Source organism: Veillonella sp. VA139, assembly GCF_003992005.1.
GTDB lineage: Bacteria > Bacillota > Negativicutes > Veillonellales > Veillonellaceae > F0422.
This window is the reverse complement of sequence record NZ_RQVL01000016.1, coordinates 1-12,886: the sequence shown is the minus strand read 5'-3', so window position 1 is coordinate 12,886 and position 12,886 is coordinate 1. Positions and strand designations below refer to the sequence as shown.

Annotated in this window: 28 protein-coding genes; 7 read left to right on the top strand and 21 right to left on the bottom strand. The window is 36.5% G+C overall.

All coding sequences use genetic code 11. The features are described from left to right. Nucleotides 1-6: 6 nt before the first annotated feature. The 21 genes from EO125_RS06615 to EO125_RS06515 form a co-directional block, all read right to left on the bottom strand. Complete coding sequence (locus EO125_RS06615) at nucleotides 7-216, bottom strand: hypothetical protein (protein WP_127148193.1); 210 nt, start codon at nucleotides 214-216, stop codon at nucleotides 7-9. A 23-nt stretch (nucleotides 217-239) separates the two neighbouring features. Next, complete coding sequence (locus EO125_RS06610; protein ID WP_206168374.1) at nucleotides 240-1,433, bottom strand: hypothetical protein; 1,194 nt, start codon at nucleotides 1,431-1,433, stop codon at nucleotides 240-242. A gap of 136 nt (nucleotides 1,434-1,569) precedes the next feature. Next, nucleotides 1,570-1,974: a terminase small subunit gene (locus tag EO125_RS06605; protein ID WP_127148191.1), complete on the bottom strand. Its 405-nt coding sequence runs from the start codon at nucleotides 1,972-1,974 to the stop codon at nucleotides 1,570-1,572. A gap of 174 nt (nucleotides 1,975-2,148) precedes the next feature. Next, nucleotides 2,149-2,583 (bottom strand): hypothetical protein, encoded by a 435-nt coding sequence (locus tag EO125_RS06600; RefSeq protein WP_127148190.1) that lies wholly within the window; start codon nucleotides 2,581-2,583, stop codon nucleotides 2,149-2,151. Nucleotides 2,584-2,601: 18 nt separating this feature from the next. Continuing rightward, nucleotides 2,602-2,796: a Lar family restriction alleviation protein gene (locus tag EO125_RS06595; protein ID WP_127148189.1), complete on the bottom strand. Its 195-nt coding sequence runs from the start codon at nucleotides 2,794-2,796 to the stop codon at nucleotides 2,602-2,604. After that, nucleotides 2,774-3,067, bottom strand: a complete 294-nt coding sequence (locus tag EO125_RS06590) for a hypothetical protein (RefSeq protein WP_127148188.1) — start codon at nucleotides 3,065-3,067, stop codon at nucleotides 2,774-2,776. The genes EO125_RS06595 and EO125_RS06590 overlap by 23 nt, the downstream gene beginning before the upstream one ends. A 29-nt stretch (nucleotides 3,068-3,096) precedes the next feature. After that, nucleotides 3,097-3,546 (bottom strand): hypothetical protein, encoded by a 450-nt coding sequence (locus EO125_RS06585; RefSeq protein WP_127148187.1) that lies wholly within the window; start codon nucleotides 3,544-3,546, stop codon nucleotides 3,097-3,099. A 74-nt stretch (nucleotides 3,547-3,620) separates the two neighbouring features. Beyond that, complete coding sequence (gene dut, locus EO125_RS06580; RefSeq protein WP_206168373.1) at nucleotides 3,621-4,229, bottom strand: dUTP diphosphatase; 609 nt, start codon at nucleotides 4,227-4,229, stop codon at nucleotides 3,621-3,623. A 79-nt stretch (nucleotides 4,230-4,308) separates the two neighbouring features. After that, entirely contained in the window at nucleotides 4,309-4,824 is a 516-nt protein-coding gene (locus EO125_RS06575) for a DUF5651 domain-containing protein (protein WP_127148186.1), read from the bottom strand. Further along, nucleotides 4,778-4,966, bottom strand: a complete 189-nt coding sequence (locus tag EO125_RS06570) for a hypothetical protein (RefSeq protein ID WP_127010655.1) — start codon at nucleotides 4,964-4,966, stop codon at nucleotides 4,778-4,780. The genes EO125_RS06575 and EO125_RS06570 overlap by 47 nt, the downstream gene beginning before the upstream one ends. A gap of 12 nt (nucleotides 4,967-4,978) precedes the next feature. Next, nucleotides 4,979-5,347, bottom strand: a complete 369-nt coding sequence (locus tag EO125_RS06565; protein ID WP_127148185.1) for a single-stranded DNA-binding protein — start codon at nucleotides 5,345-5,347, stop codon at nucleotides 4,979-4,981. An 11-nt stretch (nucleotides 5,348-5,358) separates the two neighbouring features. After that, nucleotides 5,359-6,150 (bottom strand): hypothetical protein, encoded by a 792-nt coding sequence (locus EO125_RS06560; protein ID WP_127148184.1) that lies wholly within the window; start codon nucleotides 6,148-6,150, stop codon nucleotides 5,359-5,361. 210 nt (nucleotides 6,151-6,360) lie between these two features. Beyond that, complete coding sequence (locus EO125_RS06555) at nucleotides 6,361-6,723, bottom strand: HNH endonuclease (RefSeq protein WP_127148183.1); 363 nt, start codon at nucleotides 6,721-6,723, stop codon at nucleotides 6,361-6,363. After that, nucleotides 6,716-7,042 carry a hypothetical protein gene (locus EO125_RS06550; RefSeq protein ID WP_127148182.1) on the bottom strand — a complete coding sequence of 109 codons (327 nt, stop codon included), beginning with the start codon at nucleotides 7,040-7,042 and terminating at the stop codon, nucleotides 6,716-6,718. The genes EO125_RS06555 and EO125_RS06550 overlap by 8 nt, the downstream gene beginning before the upstream one ends. Before the next feature lie 107 nt (nucleotides 7,043-7,149). Then, nucleotides 7,150-7,527 (bottom strand): hypothetical protein, encoded by a 378-nt coding sequence (locus tag EO125_RS06545; protein WP_127148181.1) that lies wholly within the window; start codon nucleotides 7,525-7,527, stop codon nucleotides 7,150-7,152. 24 nt (nucleotides 7,528-7,551) lie between these two features. Next, the gene (locus tag EO125_RS06540) at nucleotides 7,552-7,779 is read right to left on the bottom strand and encodes a hypothetical protein (RefSeq protein WP_127148180.1); all 228 of its coding nucleotides are present in this window, start codon (nucleotides 7,777-7,779) and stop codon (nucleotides 7,552-7,554) included. Nucleotides 7,780-7,934: 155 nt separating this feature from the next. Continuing rightward, nucleotides 7,935-8,267, bottom strand: a complete 333-nt coding sequence (locus tag EO125_RS06535; protein WP_127148179.1) for a hypothetical protein — start codon at nucleotides 8,265-8,267, stop codon at nucleotides 7,935-7,937. A gap of 12 nt (nucleotides 8,268-8,279) precedes the next feature. Next, nucleotides 8,280-8,564, bottom strand: coding sequence for a hypothetical protein (locus tag EO125_RS06530; RefSeq protein ID WP_127148178.1), 285 nt, complete (start codon nucleotides 8,562-8,564; stop codon nucleotides 8,280-8,282). Nucleotides 8,565-8,578: 14 nt separating this feature from the next. Beyond that, complete coding sequence (locus tag EO125_RS10190) at nucleotides 8,579-8,761, bottom strand: helix-turn-helix transcriptional regulator (protein WP_127148177.1); 183 nt, start codon at nucleotides 8,759-8,761, stop codon at nucleotides 8,579-8,581. Nucleotides 8,762-8,958: 197 nt separating this feature from the next. After that, complete coding sequence (locus EO125_RS06520) at nucleotides 8,959-9,159, bottom strand: hypothetical protein (RefSeq protein WP_127148176.1); 201 nt, start codon at nucleotides 9,157-9,159, stop codon at nucleotides 8,959-8,961. A gap of 78 nt (nucleotides 9,160-9,237) precedes the next feature. Next, nucleotides 9,238-9,435: a helix-turn-helix transcriptional regulator gene (locus EO125_RS06515; RefSeq protein ID WP_127148175.1), complete on the bottom strand. Its 198-nt coding sequence runs from the start codon at nucleotides 9,433-9,435 to the stop codon at nucleotides 9,238-9,240. A gap of 171 nt (nucleotides 9,436-9,606) precedes the next feature. Here EO125_RS06515 and EO125_RS06510 point away from each other — a divergent pair, with 171 nt between their 5' ends. The 7 genes from EO125_RS06510 to EO125_RS06490 all read left to right on the top strand — a co-directional run bounded on the left by EO125_RS06510 (nucleotide 9,607) and on the right by EO125_RS06490 (nucleotide 12,562). Then, entirely contained in the window at nucleotides 9,607-9,996 is a 390-nt protein-coding gene (locus EO125_RS06510; RefSeq protein ID WP_127148174.1) for a helix-turn-helix transcriptional regulator, read from the top strand. 29 nt (nucleotides 9,997-10,025) lie between these two features. Further along, nucleotides 10,026-10,298 (top strand): ImmA/IrrE family metallo-endopeptidase, encoded by a 273-nt coding sequence (locus EO125_RS06505; protein ID WP_127148173.1) that lies wholly within the window; start codon nucleotides 10,026-10,028, stop codon nucleotides 10,296-10,298. A 15-nt stretch (nucleotides 10,299-10,313) separates the two neighbouring features. Next, a complete protein-coding gene (locus EO125_RS06500) occupies nucleotides 10,314-10,736 on the top strand; it encodes a helix-turn-helix domain-containing protein (RefSeq protein ID WP_127148172.1) in 423 nt (140 codons plus the stop codon). 107 nt (nucleotides 10,737-10,843) lie between these two features. Then, a complete protein-coding gene (locus tag EO125_RS06495; RefSeq protein WP_127148171.1) occupies nucleotides 10,844-11,839 on the top strand; it encodes a DUF3644 domain-containing protein in 996 nt (331 codons plus the stop codon). 191 nt (nucleotides 11,840-12,030) lie between these two features. Further along, nucleotides 12,031-12,153: a hypothetical protein gene (locus EO125_RS10125; RefSeq protein WP_255416574.1), complete on the top strand. Its 123-nt coding sequence runs from the start codon at nucleotides 12,031-12,033 to the stop codon at nucleotides 12,151-12,153. A 68-nt stretch (nucleotides 12,154-12,221) separates the two neighbouring features. Further along, on the top strand, nucleotides 12,222-12,353 hold the full coding sequence (locus tag EO125_RS10120; protein WP_255416573.1) for a hypothetical protein: 132 nt from the start codon (nucleotides 12,222-12,224) through the stop codon (nucleotides 12,351-12,353). Continuing rightward, on the top strand, nucleotides 12,353-12,562 hold the full coding sequence (locus tag EO125_RS06490) for a helix-turn-helix domain-containing protein (RefSeq protein WP_127148170.1): 210 nt from the start codon (nucleotides 12,353-12,355) through the stop codon (nucleotides 12,560-12,562). Before EO125_RS10120 ends, EO125_RS06490 begins: the two co-directional genes overlap by 1 nt. Nucleotides 12,563-12,886: the final 324 nt, after the last annotated feature.

Below are 12,886 nucleotides of genomic sequence, written 5' to 3'. Positions count from 1 at the left end.
ATCACCTTATCCTAACTTATTACGTCCTGCATTAGACAATAATGTATCCGTTGTACGAGTTGAAGAAAACCCCCGTTTTTTACGTTGATTTTCTTTTGCCATCGTATCATCATCTACCTCATTATTTTCTACTGTAGGTGATGGTGCTGGAGGTTTAATCTCTGGCACCTCTGGCTTACTAACCCCTAATAATTTTCCTACAAATCCACCACACATAGTATCCACTCCTTTCCTTATTCTTACCCAAATGGATTATATTTTGTATTGGCCATTGGTGGTACTACTTGCGTATACATATCCTCTTGTGGCACTGTATACGCAAATGTAAGAGCTAAGGCATCTCCTTTATCTGGAGAGTGTCCTAATCGCTCTTTAATTTTGTCCTTACTCTCTAGTACAATACGGCCCCTAGTATCAAAACTATAGGTTGGCGTTGCTAAATCAGCTCGCAGTGAGCCGTCATCTGGCAAACTTCCTCCTTGCTTTATCCACTGAGCCATTTCGTACCACATTTCAGCACGTTTATTCACAAACCGTTCTGATTTCGATGCTTGACTTCCAAATGGCACTTCGATAATGTGACGGTAACCCATCTGCCGTAGACGGTCTATTACCCCTTCACCTCGACCAGCATCTATAAAGACTGCCCTAGGCTTATGCTCTTGGATAAGCCCAGCCACAATATTAGCAATTTGCATGTTATCTAGTCCCTTGTACCGCAGTGGCTTATAGGCAACTAATCCCTTACGTATTGCAATTGTGGTTGCATCGTCACCAAAACGTGCAATATCTACACCCAGCACGAGCGGACTATATTGAATATCTCGTGGTGCTACTGTCCGCTTCATAGCCATGTTAATATCATCAATACTCACCAATACATTTTCTGCACTAGCTGTGAAATCACAATATAGCTCCTGTCGAATGGAATTTTCTGTCATCTCGACCATCATTGCCTCTAACTCTTCTTTCGGTATGATCTGGCTATCATCAACTGTATACATACATGTATACCACCCCGAATTGGAATCTTCTTGTAATTTCTGTGCTTTTAAAAATAGTTCATAGAACCGATTTTGCCCTTTCGGTGTTCCTATAAATATAGCCCACCCTGTTCTATCAGATAAGGCTGGACGAATAATTTCATCGAACACCTCAGGTTTCATTTGAGCATATTCATCTAGCACTACACCATCTAAATACAACCCACGTAAACTATCTGGATTATCTGCCCCTCGGATATAAATTCTCGGTCCAGCACGACTCCTATGTTTAGTTGGTAACTCTACATATAACTCACTTTCATTCACCCGTATACCTGGTATGACACTGGTATAAAACTTCAAATACGACCAAGCAATTAGCTTAGCTTGCGTTCGTAGTGGTGCTACGTACGCATATTGTGGTGATGGTAAATTGTTTTGTATCGCCATTTTTATCACATGATTAATAGTGGCTACCGTTTTTCCAAACCTACGATGTGCGACAATCACATTAAAACGATGTGATTCTATAGCTGGATGTATGAAATCTCTCCATAAGGGCCTTGGTGTGTATGGAATCGTTATGTTAATCCTCTTCACCTTGACTCTCCCATCCAATGGCTAATTGTATAGCACTTCCATCTTTTCCTGTTAGTTCTGTTTTATCCACAGGTTTATACCCAGCTCTGTCTAAAAAGTCTTTTGCCACTGTTATTCTTTCTCGTGGTTTCGTCTTAGGATCCTTTAGGATTTTGCACATCACTCGGAAGGCTTCTTTTGCTTCAAATACAAAGGCTTCCCGTAACTCTCTATCCATATCATCCTTACAGGCTTGTAAGTATGCCAATACTTCATTATCCTTCATAAGGTTAGAGGCTTGTTGCTGAGCAGACTTTTCGCTATAACCAGCATTAATTGCTGCCTGTCTCATATTTTTGCATTTTAATGCCATATATTCTTTGACAAATCGTTTCCGTTGCTCAGTTAACATAATTCCTCACCTCCTAGATTTGAAATATTTTGGCATGAAAAAAGCACATTCTTTACAGACTATGTGCTAAAAGTCTTGGTTTGATGTGTATCTATGATTATGTAATAAACATCTTATGTAGGTTATGCCCATCACATACTATTAATATATCACACTTTTTTTCGATTTTGTCGCCTACTTTTTTGATATTTTTAAAACTCGATGTTCTACCATGTACAACGACATAATTTGTAACAGTTCATTAATCGCTGCATAGTAGACATCTCTTGTTAAACCCATTGCAACCATACAATTAATAGAGCGTTGTTTCCCATAATACTTGCGTTCACATAGTTCTCTTAGTACTGCATTCAGCTCACATTCACAAGACTCAACCGCTTCTACTAATCGTTCTGGATAATCAATATGTATTCTTGCCTTACCGTCAACAATATACACCTCTCGTAGTGGCGTTATATTTGACACCGCTTCTTGTCCTGTAGGGTCTTGTATCCATCCACCTCCAGCTTTCTTTTTTACTGGATCTAACCTAGCTTGTAAAACAGCTCCTTTTATATCTTGGTAGTGATACAAATACCACTCTACTTGCTTTTTTAGTTTTATATGCATTGAATCACCACCTTATCGTTATCTACTATTCCAAGCCTTTGCTGTGGCTAAATACTGTGGCTTATCTTCAAATGATACAGTAGCACCACAAACATCACATACCACCATATTATGTCGTACTCCCGTGCCTACACCAATCACTGTGCGCACCTCGGGATTCCGACAAAATGGACATGGTGCCAACCCATTTTTATAGTTTGCCTTTTTCTTCATAGGTTCTCCTAGGTGGTTCACTCTTAAGCCTTGCTTCACGAAATTTCTTTTGTTTTTCTATCATGCAAAGTCTTTCTTCCTCTGACATACGCCCATGATAGACATTCTCACAAGGCTCCTCACTTAGCAAATTATAGGCAATCGCCCTTTGTTGCGATACTCTGCTTGCTCTTTCATTCACTGCCCGATTCGTCTTAGCACAGTTTGGGCAATAGATTTGTCGTGCAGAGCCATCAAAGAGTTTTTCACATCGCTTACATCGTTTTATCATCCTAGCATATCCCTTTCGCTATCAAATGATTATTTGCTTTCAAAGAGTTGCTCCTGTGCTCTTCTTCCCTGTATATATGCTTTGGTTTCATTGAGCATTTTGTTCACTAGTGTAAGCTCCTTTTCATCAAGTTCTATCCAGTCGGTAATGTATTTAAAGCTAGCCTCTTTAGTAATCGCAGTTCCGCTAAATCTAACTTCACTTGGCATTTGAGTTATTTTTTCACCAACAACCGCTTCCATGTATTTGATTTCTAGACGTTTTACAATCAATATGACACCAAGAAATATATAGTCTCCTCGTTCTGATCTCATATGACTATTTACAATGCTTACCAATGCTTTCCAGGCGGTGTAAAATGACTCTCGTCCATCTTCTCGTGCCGTCATAGAGTATACAGATTTTCCGCCTGCATCATTTTCTTTTACATAATCAAATGTTTTTGTGCTACCAACTACAGCTATTTTACGAATGAGCATTGCATCACCTCCACATAACCTTAGTTTATTTCAGGATATTGTTTCTAATCTCATGCACCTGTGGTTATGTACATTTATTTTCCAGTCGAACCAAAGCCTTTATCTCCTCGATCTGTATCAGATAATTCTTCTACTTCAACAAGATTAATTTTTGGTGTGGCTACTAAATAGCCTTGCGCAATTCTATCGCCTTTATTGATTTGATAAGGAATCATGCCTTTGGTTTCATCATTGACATAAATAGCTGCCACTTCTCCACGATAATCCGAATCAATAACCCCCATCGAATTAGGCATACGCAATGGTGTATCCATGCCAATAGAGCTGCGTGGTACCAACTGCAATACAAAACCTTTCGGTACTTCTACAGCAACACCTAGTCCAACACGATATGTTCGTTCATCCCATACTGTTACATCCTCTGCTGCATAGAAATCTAACGCTCCACTCCCTTCTGTTCCATAAGTTGGTAACACAGCATCTTCTTGTACACGTTTAATCTTCATATCTACTGCTGTCATGCTTTCTTCTACACTCTCTGTGCCACTATCCGCTTCACTCAGCACTTCACTAACCATAGTTTCTGTTTTTTTACTTCCCTTTCCTTTTCGTTTTGGTTTTGTTTCTGTTTCTTCAACAACCTCTGGTGTTACACCTGGTTGTACTGTATTTTCTAATTCCATGACTAATCTCCTTATCCATAACAATAAAAATTTAAAATAACATGTAACTTTAGCTTGTATCCATAGCCATTCCCTCCTATTAGCACTCTACTTTGTAACGACATCGTCCACTCGGACATGTCTCATCGAACACAGGTACCTCTATATAAATCATAGCTACCCTTAGTTCACAGTTCTCTATATCGTCCCCCTTCTTTGTACAGGATAGGCAACTACCTTGTAAGGCATGTTCTGCTAATGTACTTAGGTATCCCTCTTGCTCCCTAATTTCCGCATCATCAATCGTTCCTTTTTGAACAATTTCTATATCATACCGTCCTATAGCCCTTACGATTTCTCGTTTTGCATCTTCATCTAATCCATCAACTAAATTAACCATTAGCTTATGCGCTAAGGTAGCGCACATATTCGCCATTTTTTTGTTTTCTTTTTCTAAATGTAGCGGCTCTATCATATCTCTCATAACCCTACTGATAAACGCCACTGTGGTAAAGTTCTGTTTATTTTTAGCATTAAAATATCTTAATGTGCCTGCGTTAGGATTTATGTTACGTTCTTGCTTTGTAGGCTTTACATTTTGTGCACCGATTAGCATTCACAATGTACCCCTTTCCCTCTATATATAAATTTATATTTCGCTCTGGACATTCACGTGTAGTAAATACTCCACCAGTTTTAGTAACGATATTCGCATGCTTACATGTTCTTGCTTTCTTATACTCCTTAGGTCGTCCCATGCCAACTCCTTTCTAAAATGGAATTTCTTCATCATTTTTGACAAACACATCATAATGACTATCTACATCTTTTTGTTTTACCAATTGTATTCCTACTCGATCTGCTATTACCTCTGTGATGTATCGTTTCTCACCACTCTTTTCATAGGATCTCGTTTGTACACTACCTACCACAATCACTGGTTGCCCTTTTTGTATAGTCCCTACTTCTTCTGCATAGGTCCATGCCACGACATTATGAAAGGAACTAATCTCCTTATCCTCTGAAATACGCTTATTCGTAGCTATCGAAAATAAACACACTGCCTTACCTGTTTTCGTGTACCGTAGTTCTGCATCTTTCACTGCATAGCCTACGAGTACGATTTGATTGTTTTCCATGCTAACCTCCTTTATGTACTACATCGTTCTACATGAACTCTATTTCTAGGTGTATTCAACTCTTTTGTTTTCCACCACTTTTGATTACTCTTCGGTTCCTCAATCTTTATGAGACGATAAAATCGATAGGGATATCCAGCCAAACTCACTCCCTCTACAATGCTATCTGTCTCTACATAGTATCCTTTCGGTGGAGTAATGGCTTCCGCCCAAGTGTTTGAATGCAATCGCTCTTTTTTTACTTTTGGTTTCTCTAAGTTTTGGCTTGATACCCATTTACGTTTAAAGCCAGTAGCCTCTAACTTACGATCACTTTCCTTAACAAAATAGCTTGCAATCCGAACCGCATCACGCCACTCACCTTGATAGGCTTCCTTTTTAGAATATCCGTGAGGCCATAACCCTTTTAACTCTTTTACCGTCATATCTTGTATTCGATTCACCAGAATATGAAAGTGTATCCTACGTTCTCCTTCGCAAGTGTAGATATACTTTAACGGTTGCCCTAGCTTTGTATACCTTCTACGCAGCTTTTTGATGAACAACGTAATATCTTTTTTTGCTTGCTCCAAAGTTGGTTCTATTTCATAGGTGAGAGTAATATAGAAATCTTCCTCATGAAAGTTGATGTCTATCAACATACGTAGCTGTGATTCTGCATTCTTTTGATTCTGTAATGCCATTTGTAGTGGCGTGACTTTTTCTTTCTTTTGTCGTGCACTTTGTTTTTTATACGTTCTTCCTGTATGGTAATCCGTGACTTCACACATCGTTTTTCCATATACTTTTTTTCGATATCTCATTAGCACCTCATATGGTCGAAAAAATAATATACATATCTAGTCAATACAAGGCCTTGCAGCCTTTTATTTTATTTCTAATATCTATATCATTTTTCTTTGAAAATCTACTATTTCTCTGTATTTCTTCTACCATATGTGGTATACTATAAATAAGGTTGTATCTACATATGGATATATGAGACCACTTAGTTCCCGCTAAGTGGTCTTTTTTTATGCGCTGCGTTCTGCTACCTTTTTCTTTAATACTTTCTTGATGGCTTTGGACTCTGGACCATGCACTACTGCATGATGGCAATACCAACATACGCAACATAAATTATCTAGATCATTCGTCCCACCATTTGAGCGAGGTTCTATATGATGAATCTCTTGTGCTGGATCTCCACAGATAATACAGCTGTGATGATCCCTTGCTTTTACTAAATCTCTCATCTTATTTAATTCATACTCATATTGATTTCTCTTTTTACTTCGTGCCTTTAACGGAGTTCTTTTTAATTGTGATGTTCCTCTAGATAAAGCAGTCTTTGCTCGTAATGGTGTTTTCCTCTGTAGTGGTGTTCGTTTAAGCATGCCATTCCCGTCCTATCTGTGATTCTACGATGCGTAACTCTAACTTTTTAATATTGATAGCTTCATCTACGGAACGATACATGACTCTTGCCTTATCTCGTTCCATTCGTAACTGGCTAACAGCCACATCCCCAATGACTAATTCACGAATCAATGAAACGGCTGTCTTTTTATCTCGTTCTTCTTCTATTTTTCTCGCCTTGGCCAACTTATAGGCACGTTCTGTTTCTGCTAACTTGATACCTCGTTCTTTCAATAAGGCTAAGGCTGTATTCAATTCACTTCGTAATTGCTGTAACTCTTGCATTAAATCTTGCATGTGCTCGCTCCTTAAGATGTTTTTGATGACAATCTTTACATACTTTAATAACTTTTCCATCCTCACGAATATATAACCCACCATTGTTAGCGATATCCAAACCGCACTTAATGCATTTCATTTTCTTCATGTTCTGCCACCTCTTTTGTAATAGCTTCGTAATATTGATTTTTAACAGGATACCGTTTTTCGATACGAACCTCTTCCGCCACCACATGAACAACCTTAATCCCTTGCAATAGTACAGATTCACGTTCTTCATAATGTTCTGCTATGCGCATGTATGTGAGTGCTACACCTATTACAATCCACATTAATAAGGACATATAGATATACTGTTCATTACGAGGATCAACCACCCAACAGATGACAGGACAACTACCTGCTATTAACAATGCGATTTTTAGTAAGGTGTTATCCCGTATATCGACTAACCAAAGATACTGTTTGCCAATCCATTTCAATACTGCCTTTATAGTTTCCATTTTTCTTTTCCTTTCTGTGATATACTAAATTAAAAGCGTACTTTCTGCTAAAGAAATGATATCTCGTAAGTCATCTAACGGATCAACTTTGTAAACCATTCTCCCTTCTTCCCAATACTCAACGATAGTTCTGTTCGGGAAGAGGGGATTATTATTTTCTACATAGGTTAATTTTGTTATAGTCACTCTTTCAGCACTAATAAATGTTTTTGAATCAGCACCTTCATCAGCATATATCTCATGATTTCTCATAGGTACACCTCCATTGCCCCATGGATGTTTTTAGATACTGACATCTTTCACAATGCTCCATACAAATAATGTTATCCACCTGACTACAATGCACATAGGCTCTAGTTTGTTTATCTCTTTCATCGCATATGGTGCATATAGTCTTTTTTTGTTTCTTAATCATTGCCAAGTAACCTCTTCAAATACGATTGCGATGGCATAATTCCATCTGGTGTAACCAGGACGATTGTCCGTTCACGCCCAATATCATCTCCACGTAGGTAAGCTAATAACCGTGGTTTGATAACTGAGTATGTATGTGTATTGGTTTCACGGTTATGAATCACCTCTACATACGGTAAGTCTCCTGATTTGCCACCAGCCATTAACCTTGCTTTCGTATACCCTAAAGCAACCGCTGCTACATCTAATGGGGCAATATCTGGCAATAACTCTACACGATCCATTACATTGTCCAAGGCTTTTAACCTAGTCATTAAATCATCCATGATGTACTCCTTTCACAACTCTGTTATGTGCTCCCAAAAATCTTCATATCGCTCATCTTCTTTACCATGCACTAACTTCCAATATACCTCTGCTTGACTCATCATTTCTTTCATATTGTATGTCATCCAAGTTAGCTTTTCGTTATGCCGTGCACTGAGTTCTTTTTTTACCATTTTGTATATTTTTAATGTTTTTTCTGTCATCTCTAATTTTTCTTGGTAACGTGTTTCAAGAAACTCTTTTTGCTCTGGGGTCAGAGATTTTGAAAACTCTTCATACCCTGTTATTTTGTTCATTTATTTCCACCCCCTTACAACAATTCATCTATATTACACTGAAGGTAATCTGCTACTGCCTTTACGTTCCCCACCTTGGGGTCCGATACTCTCCAGTGGGATATGCTCCCTACTGAAAGTTTTGCAGCTCGCTCTAGCTTGGCAATGCTGACACCTTTCTCCTTACACTTCTTCTTAATGTTTTCGTATAAATTCATGATTCAACCTTTTTTGCTGAAAGTATTCATTGACTTATAGGCGTTTCCATGCCTATAATCAAACTAAATATATTTTCTTGCTATAACCCCATTACTGGGACGGAAACGCGCCTTGATAAATTTGGAACTGTGCTCAATACATTTCTTTTAGAATTACTTCCCCATTGCGGGGACTGAAACATTGTGATTTCTGCTCCTTACTTTGGGAATCTTGGATCACTTTCAAAATTCCCTAACTCTAAATATGTTTTTGCTTGAGTGAAAGTAGCCAATCCTAACTTATATGCCAATAATTTATCCGTTTTTTCTATCTTTTTTATTATTTGCAACTCGTCCATTGCAGCCACGTGCATGCTTCGTAGCCACTCATTTTGTTCTTCTGTTAATCCTGGTAACATATTCCCTCCTGGTAAAGTTTTGCTTCATTTATTTAGTTATTACCTAATTCTAGTTATATAACTAGAATTTAATTCTAGTTATATGCCAAAAAAAATATAATCAATTGGTATTTCATAGGTTTCGGAAATCTTCTTTTGATAAAGTGCATTCACGAGATGTGGGGCTTTTTCCCATTTTAATAATCTATCTTTACCGATTCCAATAAGCCTAGATGCCTCCATAATCGTTAAATTTGCATTTACTCTAGCAGCTCTTAAGCTAATTTGAATATGCATAATTAACCTCCTCTCATTCAATCTTTTATTTTATAACTGAATTGTACTAGAATATAATTCTATTGTCAAGATTTATTTTCTAGTTTTATAGTTTTATTGTTGCTTTTTTCAGAAAAATATTCTATTATATGCATATGAAGTATATTATAAAAGAAACTAGGAGTTTATATTATGCCATTATCTAATGAAGAAATCAGAAAGCTATTTAGCCAAAGGTTATCTCAGCTCATGCAGAAACATAATATAAATCAAGTTGAACTATCTAAAATTTTAAATGTTACAGAATCTACTGTTGGTAAATGGTTACTAATGAAATCAATCCCCCGAATGGGGATAATTCAAAAGCTGGCTGATTACTTTGAAGTAGGAAAAAGTTACTTTTTAGAAAAAGATATTTCAACCGATGGATATTATACAGATCCAGAAGCTGCTGCATTTGCTGAACAAGCTAGAACTAATCCAGAAATCAGAGTGTTATTTTCTGCTTCAAAAGATTTAAAAAAAGAAGATATGCAAGACGTCATAAAATATGTTGAATTTTTAAAATCAAAATATCAATAATTTAAAATTATTTTAAGGAGTTGGTCTTAATGATCGTTCATATCGTTAGTTGTAATTTAAGAAATGCTAATGCAGTACTTGTAAGTTCCAATGATTTTGATGTCTACACGATTCTTGTTAATAACTCTTTATCTGAAGCAAGACAAAAAAAAGAGGTCCTCCATGAACTGAGACATATCATTCAGGGTGACCTCTTTTCTCATATCAATGTGCAAGATATTGAAATAATAAACCACAACTCCTCATCTGCTTTTGAAGATTATCAAGATATAAATTTTTATTGGCATGTCGTAGACTACTAGAGAGAGGCGTTGTATATGTCTAAAATCGTAACAACTTTCAGTGAACGTCTAAAGGAAAGTTTAAAACTAAAAAATATTAAGGCTATAGAACTCGCTCAACTATCAGGTATATCTAGGGGCGCTATCAGTTCGTATCTATCAGGTCGTTGGAAAGCAAAACAAGATAATATATATCTTCTTGCAAAAGCACTTAATGTAAATGAAGCATGGCTCATGGGATATGATGTCCCTATGGAATCCGTACGTCCACAAAATAATTACTCTACCTCTTCTCCATCTCCTGGCTGTATAGATGATCCTAATCATATAGAACCGAAGCCTATCACATACTCCCCTCAACAACAAACTCTACTTGCTGAAACCGCTTCATTTACCGATGAACAATATGATAAGCTATTTGACTATATTAACTTTCTTAAACTTTCTAAATCATCTTAGATACTAAAAAATAAAAAAATCCCCACTCCAATAGAATGGGGACATAATATACACAATATGAGTGTGTATCACAATCAATACTATCGTAAACTTTATAAGGAGATAACATGGAAAACAACATTATTTTTAAACTATTGGAAAAAAGTCAAGAAGCGTTTATTTTAGCGATTGAAATATATAATAAACCTACTATCAAATATCGTGTAGAAGGCTTCAGTTTTTTTATCTGCAATGCATGGGAACTACTTTTGAAAGCGTATCTACTTTCTAAAAATGACTCCATCTATTATGGAGATAATAATACTAGAACTTTATCTTTAGAGGGATGCATTCGTAAAGTGCTAACTAACTCACACGATCCATCACGCCAAAATTTAGAGAAAATTATACAGTTGCGTAATATCAGTACCCATTATATTACAGAAGAATATGAATCATTTTATATTCCATTGTTTCAATCCTGTGTTCTTAATTATACGAATAAACTTATAGCATACTTCGATATAGATATCACTGATAAACTTGGCGCTAACTTCTTGACTCTATCTGTTAAACTATCTGATATTCAATCATCAGAAATAAAAGCTAGATATCCAAAAGAGATATCTGATAAACTGTTACACACAAAAGATGATATTGATAGTTCTCTTCCTTCGGATGGTAACTCGAACTATGCAATTAAAGTTGTCCATGATTGGGCTTTGGTAAAACAACCAAAACATGCAACCGCCACCTTCTGTATCGCAAAAGATGCCGAACAGTCTACATACATTATGAAGCAACAAGTTGACCCTCAAAAACAATACCCATTTAGACAAAAACAATGCTTAAAGTTTATTAATCAATGGATTGAAAAGAATGCTATTCGATTTATATCGCCTAACACTCCAGATACAATTCCTAGTAAATTTAATAGCAATCATTTTGAACTGTTCTGCAAGTTTTATAATATTAAAAATAATCCCAATTACACCTATGCTTACACTCTAAATTCCACTCCCAATTATTCGTATAGCCAACGACTTTTAGATTTCATAAAAGCGGAAATAAAAAAAGACCCCGAACATATCATTCAAGGGTTAAGGGATTCATTAAAAAAATAAGCTGACCCTAGGGGCTTGGGATTTCTAAGATTATATCCTACTCCCATTCGGGAACCCAGCCTTGCTCCTTCACAAGTCAACTTTACTATAATATACACCAAAATATTATTTTTGTCTACAAATTTTATCTTTTTCTCTTGACTTTATACCGTATATACGGTATAATATAAATATAGAGAGGAGGTGAAACAATGAACATTGATAAGAATGATATTGAGTGGCTCATCGGATGGTTAATAATGATTTACTTACACTACGATAGCAAAAAGAAAAAAGCCCCTAAGAAGAAATCGACCAAGAAATCTAAAAAATAGGGACTTAAGTACAGGCGGAGGCGAAAGCCTCCCAACCTGTATGTATTATACCACAAAGGAGAGATATAATGAAACGATATTTACCAATGATTGTATTGGCAATTACTATGACTTTTATTTTTGATTGGGACAAGCATATGGTTGAAGTTGCTTTATTCTATGCTGTTTGGGGTTTTATCATGGGAAGGATGTGGAAATAATGAATGCCTTAGATGAAGTATTAACACTAGAAGAAGCAGCCGAAGCTTGGGGAAAAACTACGGATTCACTTCGCCAAGCCTGTATTAGTCGTAATGGCAAGCCTGCACGCTTTCATATCGGAGTAGAGGCACGCCAATCTAAACGTATTTGGCTAGTAACAAAGTCAGGCATGGTTCGTTTATACGGCGAACCGCCTCAAGATTTATAATTGTCTTGCTATATTTGTATATACTCTATATACTAGAGTTAGGATAAGTACAGATATTCCCTCAGGGGACCTGTATGGAAAATAACCTTCTCTATTATATCAGTTAATAGAGGGGGTTATTTTTTTGAAACCATTTAAATCAATTGATGAGCAAGTAAATATATTGACTAGCTGTGGACTAATTGTTGATGATGAACAACGAGCCAAAGATTATCTTTTTACTTGTCAATAATTATTGAAATTCTTAGTTAGTGTAAAATGTTTGTGGGAAAATAAAATAGCAAAAGAAGGTCATCCTTTGTTACAATGAATGTGTTCAAATAA

Bases quoted from the DNA above. Each gene is read 5' to 3' on its own strand.
- EO125_RS06615 (WP_127148193.1), bottom strand. From the start codon at position 216: ATGTGTGGTGGATTTGTAGGAAAATTATTAGGGGTTAGTAAGCCAGAG.
- EO125_RS06610 (WP_206168374.1), bottom strand. From the start codon at position 1,433: ATGGCGATACAAAACAATTTACCATCACCACAATATGCGTACGTAGCA.
- EO125_RS06605 (WP_127148191.1), bottom strand. From the start codon at position 1,974: ATGTTAACTGAGCAACGGAAACGATTTGTCAAAGAATATATGGCATTA.
- EO125_RS06600 (WP_127148190.1), bottom strand. From the start codon at position 2,583: ATGCATATAAAACTAAAAAAGCAAGTAGAGTGGTATTTGTATCACTAC.
- EO125_RS06595 (WP_127148189.1), bottom strand. From the start codon at position 2,796: ATGAAGAAAAAGGCAAACTATAAAAATGGGTTGGCACCATGTCCATTT.
- EO125_RS06590 (WP_127148188.1), bottom strand. From the start codon at position 3,067: ATGATAAAACGATGTAAGCGATGTGAAAAACTCTTTGATGGCTCTGCA.
- EO125_RS06585 (WP_127148187.1), bottom strand. From the start codon at position 3,546: ATGCTCATTCGTAAAATAGCTGTAGTTGGTAGCACAAAAACATTTGAT.
- dut (WP_206168373.1), bottom strand. From the start codon at position 4,229: ATGGAATTAGAAAATACAGTACAACCAGGTGTAACACCAGAGGTTGTT.
- EO125_RS06575 (WP_127148186.1), bottom strand. From the start codon at position 4,824: ATGCTAATCGGTGCACAAAATGTAAAGCCTACAAAGCAAGAACGTAAC.
- EO125_RS06570 (WP_127010655.1), bottom strand. From the start codon at position 4,966: ATGGGACGACCTAAGGAGTATAAGAAAGCAAGAACATGTAAGCATGCG.
- EO125_RS06565 (WP_127148185.1), bottom strand. From the start codon at position 5,347: ATGGAAAACAATCAAATCGTACTCGTAGGCTATGCAGTGAAAGATGCA.
- EO125_RS06560 (WP_127148184.1), bottom strand. From the start codon at position 6,150: ATGAGATATCGAAAAAAAGTATATGGAAAAACGATGTGTGAAGTCACG.
- EO125_RS06555 (WP_127148183.1), bottom strand. From the start codon at position 6,723: ATGCTTAAACGAACACCACTACAGAGGAAAACACCATTACGAGCAAAG.
- EO125_RS06550 (WP_127148182.1), bottom strand. From the start codon at position 7,042: ATGCAAGATTTAATGCAAGAGTTACAGCAATTACGAAGTGAATTGAAT.
- EO125_RS06545 (WP_127148181.1), bottom strand. From the start codon at position 7,527: ATGGAAACTATAAAGGCAGTATTGAAATGGATTGGCAAACAGTATCTT.
- EO125_RS06540 (WP_127148180.1), bottom strand. From the start codon at position 7,779: ATGAGAAATCATGAGATATATGCTGATGAAGGTGCTGATTCAAAAACA.
- EO125_RS06535 (WP_127148179.1), bottom strand. From the start codon at position 8,267: ATGGATGATTTAATGACTAGGTTAAAAGCCTTGGACAATGTAATGGAT.
- EO125_RS06530 (WP_127148178.1), bottom strand. From the start codon at position 8,564: ATGAACAAAATAACAGGGTATGAAGAGTTTTCAAAATCTCTGACCCCA.
- EO125_RS10190 (WP_127148177.1), bottom strand. From the start codon at position 8,761: ATGAATTTATACGAAAACATTAAGAAGAAGTGTAAGGAGAAAGGTGTC.
- EO125_RS06520 (WP_127148176.1), bottom strand. From the start codon at position 9,159: ATGTTACCAGGATTAACAGAAGAACAAAATGAGTGGCTACGAAGCATG.
- EO125_RS06515 (WP_127148175.1), bottom strand. From the start codon at position 9,435: ATGCATATTCAAATTAGCTTAAGAGCTGCTAGAGTAAATGCAAATTTA.
- EO125_RS06510 (WP_127148174.1), top strand. From the start codon at position 9,607: ATGCCATTATCTAATGAAGAAATCAGAAAGCTATTTAGCCAAAGGTTA.
- EO125_RS06505 (WP_127148173.1), top strand. From the start codon at position 10,026: ATGATCGTTCATATCGTTAGTTGTAATTTAAGAAATGCTAATGCAGTA.
- EO125_RS06500 (WP_127148172.1), top strand. From the start codon at position 10,314: ATGTCTAAAATCGTAACAACTTTCAGTGAACGTCTAAAGGAAAGTTTA.
- EO125_RS06495 (WP_127148171.1), top strand. From the start codon at position 10,844: ATGGAAAACAACATTATTTTTAAACTATTGGAAAAAAGTCAAGAAGCG.
- EO125_RS10125 (WP_255416574.1), top strand. From the start codon at position 12,031: ATGAACATTGATAAGAATGATATTGAGTGGCTCATCGGATGGTTAATA.
- EO125_RS10120 (WP_255416573.1), top strand. From the start codon at position 12,222: ATGAAACGATATTTACCAATGATTGTATTGGCAATTACTATGACTTTT.
- EO125_RS06490 (WP_127148170.1), top strand. From the start codon at position 12,353: ATGAATGCCTTAGATGAAGTATTAACACTAGAAGAAGCAGCCGAAGCT.